The 7,084-nt window shown below is 69.2% G+C and carries 6 protein-coding genes and 2 pseudogenes; 7 read left to right on the forward strand and 1 reads right to left on the reverse strand.

The genetic code is table 11. From position 1 onward, the window contains the following. Positions 1–70: 70 nt before the first annotated feature. Positions 71–1,135 (reverse strand): LGFP repeat-containing protein, encoded by a 1,065-nt coding sequence (locus tag ASE88_RS00265; protein ID WP_056474069.1) that lies wholly within the window; start codon positions 1,133–1,135, stop codon positions 71–73. A 468-nt stretch (positions 1,136–1,603) separates the two neighbouring features. On the opposite strand from ASE88_RS00265, the gene ASE88_RS00270 reads away from it, so the two are divergent. The 7 genes and pseudogenes from ASE88_RS00270 to ASE88_RS19065 form a co-directional block, all read left to right on the forward strand. Then, positions 1,604–2,263, forward strand: a complete 660-nt coding sequence (locus tag ASE88_RS00270; protein WP_055882238.1) for a hypothetical protein — start codon at positions 1,604–1,606, stop codon at positions 2,261–2,263. Between the two features lie 149 nt (positions 2,264–2,412). Continuing rightward, positions 2,413–3,753 carry a DNA-packaging protein gene (locus tag ASE88_RS00275; protein WP_056474374.1) on the forward strand — a complete coding sequence of 447 codons (1,341 nt, stop codon included), beginning with the start codon at positions 2,413–2,415 and terminating at the stop codon, positions 3,751–3,753. Between the two features lie 53 nt (positions 3,754–3,806). Continuing rightward, a complete protein-coding gene (locus ASE88_RS00280; RefSeq protein ID WP_056474072.1) occupies positions 3,807–4,928 on the forward strand; it encodes a phage portal protein in 1,122 nt (373 codons plus the stop codon). Next, positions 4,928–5,230: pseudogene (locus tag ASE88_RS00285) on the forward strand (DUF6127 family protein); the annotation flags it as partial. The gene ASE88_RS00280 and the pseudogene ASE88_RS00285, both read left to right, overlap by 1 nt. Further along, complete coding sequence (locus ASE88_RS00290; protein ID WP_321163386.1) at positions 5,221–5,607, forward strand: HK97 family phage prohead protease; 387 nt, start codon at positions 5,221–5,223, stop codon at positions 5,605–5,607. The pseudogene ASE88_RS00285 and the gene ASE88_RS00290, both read left to right, overlap by 10 nt. 126 nt (positions 5,608–5,733) lie before the next feature. Further along, entirely contained in the window at positions 5,734–6,735 is a 1,002-nt protein-coding gene (locus ASE88_RS00295) for a phage major capsid protein (protein WP_056474377.1), read from the forward strand. Positions 6,736–6,873: 138 nt separating this feature from the next. Next, positions 6,874–7,084: pseudogene (locus tag ASE88_RS19065) on the forward strand (hypothetical protein); the annotation flags it as partial.

Here is a 7,084-nt window from a genome sequence, read left to right on the forward strand (position 1 = left end):
ACGTTATAGGGGGCGGTGACGATACGGGGCTGGGTGGCAGGCCCAGCCCCGTCGTCGTCGCGATGCCCGATCAGGCGGCGAAGTTGCTGAAGCTCATCGCGATCACGCCCTTGTCGCCACCCTCGTCCTCGTTCCAGACGGTGACGGTGCGCGAGATCACGCCATCGCGGGGCACGAGCACGGTGAAGTCGAGATCGCCGTCGAGATCGTTCGTCTGCTCGCTCGTACCCTCGTAGAGCAGCGCCTTGCCCTGGACGAGGACGTCGCCGCTGAGCTTGACCTGGCCGAGCAACGTGAGTTCGACGCGAAGTTCGCCGCCGGCGCCCTTCTGCATGGTCAGGACGTCCTGCGGCAGATCGTTGGTCAGCACCGCCTCGTTCTGCTTGTGCGCGCTGGCATGTTCGTCCGAACCAAATGTCTCGTCGTCGGTCAGGTCCATATGCGCGGCGCAGACCAGCCGGCGCCGGACGTCGGGGGCGTTGCTGCCGCTGGGGATCCCCAGCGGATGGACGCCCGCACCGCTGCCCGTTGCGGGCGGCGTATAGCTGGTCCACGAGGTCGCCGCACCGAGGGCGGGCGACCAGGCGATCTGGCCGTGCTGGAAGTTGCTGATCCGCGACTGGCCCGGGCCGGCGAACTCGTCCGATACCGGATAGCCGAGAAACGACTTCTCTGCACCGAGCAGGCGGTAGCGGGCGAGAATCTCGCCATGGACCTCATGCGCGCCGGTCGCGGGCAGCCAATAGATCACGCCGCCCTGGAAGGTGCTGAACCGGCCACCATTGCCACCGACCGTCTCGTCGCTGGTCGGGAAACCGAGAAAGCTGTTTTCCCAGCCGAGCGCCGCCCACTTGCCGCGGATCAGTCCATGAACCTCATGCGCGCCGGTCGATGCCGACCAATAGATCGAGCCGCCGGCATAATGCCGATACCACCCCTTGCCGTTGGGCGTCTTGGCATGCGCGGTCGTCGCCGCGCCAAGAAACCCACCGGCGCCGCCGAGCGCGGTGTATTTGGCGTTGATTGCAAGGATACCCGGCAGGATCAGCGGTAACTTCAGTCCGATCGGCGTCAGATCGGTGAGCGCCGTGATCTTTACGACAGGGCGTGTGAGCGTGGCTATACCATCAGGCATTGACTGTCTCCTCTTGTCCGAGTCCTTTCTCGGGCGGGCGTAATATACGCCTTCGATAAAAACAGAGTCCATGACCTGCTGGTATAGATCTAGTCTATAAGAATAGGGATATAGTATTTGATATAGAAGAACTGATCGACTCTCGACCAATAATAGTCAGTGATATTGATCCTATTTATGGACAGTAGTTAAACGGCGGAATCGTTGGAACTGTCCTTGCAGATCCGGCGCGTCGCCTGTGGCAAAAGACAGCGATCGTCGCGCGTGAATGGAACTGAACCATATAGGTTAAAGTGATTGACATCGTCACGCTCGTTTGGTACATATCAGGAACGCTGACGAATTGCGAGTCGGGGTGGGTGGTCCGAACGACGGAAGCCGGAACGATCGGGGCGAGAGCCCCGCGCGTCGCCGGCTTTTTTGCGTTCGGGCGCGGGTTGGGGCGGCGGATCGGGGAGGGCGCGGGGGATGGCGAAGCGGGTAGTCGGGGACGTCACGCAGACCTCTACGACGGTGGCGGGTACGACGGTAGCGGGTACGACGGTGGCAGGCGGGAGCCACCGCGTCGTGCAGGTTCGGACGATACGGCCCAAAGGATGGACAAAGGACAAGCGCGCGACGTTTCTCGCCGCGCTATCGATGACGTGCAACGTGACGTCGTCCTCGGCCGCGGCGGGCATGACCCGACGCGGCGCCAGCGCGCTCAAGCAGCGCGATCCGCTGTTTGCGGCGCAGTGGGCGGCGGCGCTGGCGAGCGGATACGAGCGGCTCGAGGAGGGATTGCTGGCAGCGGCGATCGCGGGGCTGAACGCGACCGCGCCGGGCGCGGGCACGGACGCGGTCGAATGCTACGACGCGGCCGAGGACGACAGCGCGGCGGACGGGAGCGATGCGCGGGGCGAAGCGGCGGCGGGGCTCGTCCAGCTTGCAAGCATGCAGGCGGTGCGGGTGGCGCTGGCGTTGCTGGCGCGGCGATCGGCGGATGCGCGGGGGGGCCCCGCGGGCGGGGCGCGCGGGCGCAAGCCGCATCGACGCGCGACGAAGGCGGAAACCGATGCGTCGATCGCGAAGAAACTCGATTCGCTGGCACGGCGGCTGCGTGCGTCGATGGAAGGGGGTGGGGCATGAACGAGGGTGGTCCGACCGATCCCCGGGCCGCCGACGGCAGCGACGTTGCGCCGCGCGGGAGCTCTTCGCCCGAATCCTCGGAGACGGCGTCGGCGGGAGGGGCGAAGGGGGTGGTCGCGGGCGAGCGCGACGTGATCGCCGAACTGGCGATGCTGCCGGCGGTGCAACGCGCGATGCTGGTCGGGTCGTTGAGCACGGCCGAGCGTCATGAGCTGCACGATCGCTGGGAGCGATGGGCGCATCCCGGCCAGCATCTGGCCGGCCGGGCGGCGGGGAGCGGCGCCGATGCCGTTGCCGATGCCGATGCCGATGCCGATGTCGATGACTGGCGGATCTGGGTGATCCTGGCGGGGCGCGGGTTCGGCAAGACGCGCGCCGGGGCGGAATGGGTCAGTCAGGTGGCGCGGGATAATCCCGATGCCCGCATCGCGCTGGTCGGTGCGACGCTCGACGATGTGCGGCGGGTGATGATCGAGGGCGAGAGCGGGCTGCTGGCGGTGGCGCGCGACGACGAGGATCCGGTGTGGCGGGCGGGGCTGGGCGAGCTGCGGTTCGGCAACGGGGCGATGGCGTTCGCCTATTCGGCGGAGGCACCCGAGGCGTTGCGCGGCCCCGAGCATCAGGCGGCGTGGTGCGACGAGGTGGCGAAATGGCGCCACGGCGATGCGACCTGGGACAATCTGATGATGGGGCTGCGGTTGGGCGATCTTCCGCGGATCGTGGTGACGACGACGCCGCGGCCGGTGGCGTTGCTGCGGCGGATCCTGGCGTTGCCGGGGGTGGTGCGGTCGCAGGGGCGGACAGTGGATAATGTGAATCTGCCGGCGAGCTTCGTCGCGGCGGTGACCGCCACCTATGCGGGGACGCGGTTGGGGCGGCAGGAGCTCGACGGCGAGCTGATCGAGGATAGTGCGGGGGCGTTGTGGACACGGGCGCTGGTCGAATCCCGGCGGGTGGCGTTCGCGCCTGCGGTGACTCGGGTCGTCGTCGGGGTGGATCCGCCCGCCGGGAGCGTGTCCGGGGGGCCGGGGGATGCGTGCGGGATCGTGGTCGTGGCGCTCGGGGTCGACGGGTTTGCGTATGTGCTGGAGGATGCGAGCGTGTGCGGGGCCAGTCCCGAGGGATGGGCGCGCGCGGTGGCCGCGTGCGCCGCGCGGCATGGCGCGGACCGGATCATCGCGGAGGCCAACCAGGGCGGGAAGATGGTCGGGAGCGTCCTGTCGGGCGCGGACCAGGCGATGCCGGTGAAGCTGGTGCATGCGTCGCTGGGCAAGGTGGCGCGCGCCGAGCCGGTGGCGGCGTTGTACGAGAGCGGCCGGGCGTGGCACGTCGGCGCGTTTCCGGACCTGGAGGACGAGCTTTGCGGGCTGATCGCGGGGGGCGCGTATGAGGGTCCGGGGCGATCGCCCGACCGCGCGGATGCGCTGGTGTGGGCGATGACCGAGGTGATGCTGGGGCCGCGGGTGCGGGCTTCGGTGCGGGTGCTGTAGGCGCGCGGCCTTCGCCCCGGCGGGGCGCGGGGTTTTCCTGACAGGAGATCGGCATGAAATTGTTCGGGTGGAAATCCGGGCGCGACGAGTCGCGTCCGGTGTTGTCGCGCGCGCTGAGCGCGCCGGGGTTTCAGGGTATTTTCGGCGACGTGCCGCAATCGTACGAGGCGCAGGTGCGCGCCGGGTATCTGGGCAATCCGATCGTCCAGCGCGCGGTGAAGCTGGTCGTGGAGTGCGTCGGGTCGGCGCCTTTGACCGCGTCGGATCCGGCGCTGGTGGCGCTGGTCACGGCGCGGTCGGGGGGACAGGCGCTGATCGAGACGGTCGCGGCGCAGATGCTGTTGCATGGCAATGCGTATGTGCAGGTGCTGCGCGACGTCGATGGCGGCGCGGCGGAGCTGTTCGCGTTGCGGCCCGAGCGGGTGGCGGTCGAGGCGGATGCCAATGGCTGGCCGGCGGCGTACCGGTACCGCGTCGGCGAGCGGGTGACTCGGCTGCACGCGGATCCGGTTCGCCCGGAGGTGATCCACCTGAAGAGCTTCAATCCGGTCGACGATCATTATGGCCTCGGGTGCCTGGGGGCGGCGTCGGGGGCGGTGGCGATCCACAATGCGGCGGCGCGGTGGAACACGGCGCTGCTCGACAATGCGGCGCGGCCTTCGGGGGCGCTGATGTACGACCCGAAGGACGGCGCGGTGCTGTCGACCGAGCAGTTCGAGCGGTTACGGCGCGAGCTGGAGACGAGTTTCGCCGGCGCGGGGAATGCCGGGCGGCCGATGCTGCTGGAGGGGGGGCTGCGGTGGCAGGCGTTGAGCCTGTCGCCCGCCGACATGGATTTCGTCGGCACGAAGGCGGCGGCGGCGCGCGAGATCGCGCTCGCCTTCGGGGTGCCGCCGATGCTGCTCGGGCTGCCGGGGGACAATGCCTACGCCAATTACCGCGAGGCGAACCGCGCGCTGTGGCGGCTGGGGGTGCTGCCTCTGGCGTCCGCGGTGCTGACGGGGATCGCCCAAGGGTTGAGCGGGTGGTTCGCGGGGGCGGCGATTGCGGTCGATCTCGACCGTGTGCCGGCGCTGGTCGAGGATCGCGAGCGGCTGTGGGGAATGGTGAGCGCGGCGTCGTTCCTGAGCGATGGGGAGAAGCGCGCGCTGCTCGAAATTCAGGAGGTGGTCTGATGGATGGGGCGGTGTTGGCGCAGTTGATGCGGCAGGGGGCGGAGCGGAGTGTCGACCTCGTGACGTTGCGCGCGATCGCGGAGGAAGCGGGGGAGCTGGGCGCGGCGCGGGCATTGGCGCGGGTGGCGCTCAGCGACGAGCGCGCGCGCGAGGACGTGGCGGAGCTGCGCGAGCTGCTGGCGGCGTGGCGCGATGCGAAGCGGTCGGCGTGGAAGGCGGTGGTCGGGTGGATCGCACGGCTGGCGATGGCGCTGCTGCTGGCGGGGCTGGCGGTGAAACTGGGGTTTGCCGCGTGGTTGAAGGGATCCCGGGTGCGGTGGCGTTCGCCGGCTATGCGGTGGTGTTCGATGTCGTCGACCGGGCGGGGGACGTGATGCGGCGGGGGGCGTTTGCCGATGCGCGCGTGGTGCCGGTGTTGTGGCAGCATCGGGGGGCGGCGGTGGGGGTTCTGTCTGTCGTTGCTGAGGATGCTCGGGGGCTGCGGGTCGAGGGGGTGGTCGAGGATCTGGAGCTTGCGCGGCTGGTGCGGTCGGGCGCGGTGGCGGGGTTGTCGGTGGGGTACCGGGCGGTGCGCGTGCGGCAGGGGGCGCGGCGCGAGCTGCTGGAGGTGGACCTGGTGGAGGTGAGCCTGGTGGCGGTGCCGATGCAGGCTTTGGCGCGGGTCGAGGTCCGTCCTTAGCGGCGTGCCCTCACCCTCCCACGCTTCGCGCGGGCCCCTCCCTCTCCCCTGAAGGGAGAGGGGGTTTTTCGGTTTCACGAGGCGTCCTGCGGGGCGCCTTTTTTCGTTTCTGTGGAGGAGATCGACATGAGTGTTGTGGACCGGCCGGTTTTGGAGGGGGCGGCGCCTCTTGGGGTCAGTGCGGCGTTTGCGGGGTTCGTGCGGACCGGTGCGACGCTGGAGATGAAGGCGTTTACCGGGGTCACGGGGGATTCGGGCGGCTTTGCGGTGCCGCGCGAGATCGATGCGCAGATCGATACGCTGCTGAAGGGGATCTCGCCGATCCGGGGAATCGCCAATGTCGTGAAGGTGGGCTCGGCCGGGTATCGCAAACTGGTGACCACGGGCGGCACGCCGTCGGGCTGGGCGGCGGAAAACGCGGCGCGGCCCGAGACCGCGTCGCCGGTGTTCGTCGAGATCGCGCCGCCGACGGGCGAGCTGTACGCCAATCCCTCGGCGAGCCAGGCGATGCTCGACGACGCCGCGTTCGATGTCGAGGAATGGCTGGCGGGCGAGATCGCGATGGAGTTCGCCAAGGCCGAGGGGGCGGCGTTCGTGTCCGGATCGGGCGTGTCGCGGCCCAAGGGGTTCCTGACAGGCGCGACCGCGGCGACCGCGGACGGGGTGCGCGCGTTCGGGACACTGCAGTATCTGGCGAGCGGGACGGCGGGCGACTTTTCGGCCAGCCCGCAGGAGCGGCTGATCGATCTCGTCCAGTCGTTGCGCGGGCCGTATCGGCAGGGTGCGAGCTTTGTCATGAATGCAGCGACGCTGGCGCGGATCCGCAAGTTCAAGACGAGCGACGGCGCGTTCGTCTGGGCGCCGAGCCTGGCGGCGGGGCAGCCGGCGACTCTGCTCGGCTATCCGGTGGTCGAGGCCGAGGACATGCCCGATATCGCCGCCAACGCGCTGGCGATCGCGTTCGGCAACTTCAAGGCGGGGTACATCATCGCCGAGCGGACCGAGACGGGGATCCTGCGCGATCCGTATTCGAACAAGCCGTTCGTGAACTTCTACGCGACCAAGCGGGTCGGTGGGTGCGTCACGAACTCCGAGGCGATCAAGCTGATGAAGTTCTCGGTGGCTTGAGCGTCGCGGGGGTGAGGGGGCGGTTCTACGGGCGTGCCCTCACCCTCCCACGCTTCGCGCGGGCCCCTCCCTCTCCCCGGAGGGAGAGGGGGTAGTTTTGGGAGATCTGGGATGGGTGGGTCGGCGATTTCGGCTGGGGTGATCGCTGAGGTGGTCGTCGCGGCGAGGGCTTTGTTGCGGGTGGAGAGTGGCGAGGATGTGGTGCTCACGCGGTTGGCGCAGACCGCGCTGCTGCTGGCGGAGGCGTATCTGGGGGCGGCGGTGATCGCGCGGCCGTTCGAGGATGTCGCGACGAGTGCGGCGGGGTGGCAGCGGCTGATGGTCGCGCCCGTCACCGCGATTGCCGGGG

It is taken from the genome of Sphingomonas sp. Leaf38, assembly GCF_001421825.1.
Lineage (GTDB): Bacteria > Pseudomonadota > Alphaproteobacteria > Sphingomonadales > Sphingomonadaceae > Sphingomonas.